Below are 737 nucleotides of genomic sequence, written 5' to 3' on the forward strand. Positions count from 1 at the left end.
GCAGACGGCACTCCTGGTGCAACCTTCTAGCCCCCGATGACTTCGAGGCGCTTAATTCAGCTACACTGACCCAAGCAGCATAGCTAACCCCCGACGTGTCTACTTTCCGGGGGCCAGGCCCCCTACACGCGCCTGCTCGACCCACTAGCCCCACCACAATTGGTCACCTGCGATGGGGATGCCGGAGGCCTTAAAGCACTGCACCACTTGTGGCCTAATACCCCGGTTCAACGCTGCATTGTCCACGTCAAACGCAATATCCAACGCGCCACCGGCCTTCATCCCACTTCCGCTATGGGCAAAGCATTACAACGACTTTCCTTTGAACTACTCGCCGTCGACAACCTGGATAAAGCAGCCGAATGGACCGTAAAACTACAACAGTTCGGCACCGTATTTAGCACCCAGCTCAAAGCCAAAACCTACGTCAAAGACGTTCCCTTCGACCAGATTCCAAAGTCCAAGCGCCGGAACAAAAAGTGGTGGTACACCCACTACACTCACCGCGGAATCTACCTGCAGCTAAAGAAAATGAGCCAACAAGGACACCTCTTTGCCTACCTCACCAAAACTAAACAAGACCAACGGTTGGAACGCACGACCAACAAGCTAGAAGTGGGGTTGACCGCAATTCGTGGACACGTAGTGGGGCTACCTAGTGTTTAGGCAGCTATTTCTTTTCTACTGGTGGTTAGACCAATGTGGTTTTCGAAGTCGACGGGACTGACCATTCCTAG

Annotated in this window: 1 pseudogene; it reads left to right on the top strand. The window is 53.3% G+C overall.

The annotated features are described in order from the left end of the window. Positions 1 to 123: 123 nt before the first annotated feature. Positions 124 to 630 (top strand): annotated as a pseudogene (locus tag RAE09_RS11850) (transposase); the annotation flags it as partial. Positions 631 to 737: the final 107 nt, after the last annotated feature.

It is taken from the genome of Corynebacterium tuberculostearicum (assembly GCF_032821615.1).
GTDB classification, from domain to species: Bacteria; Actinomycetota; Actinomycetes; order Mycobacteriales; family Mycobacteriaceae; genus Corynebacterium; species Corynebacterium tuberculostearicum_H.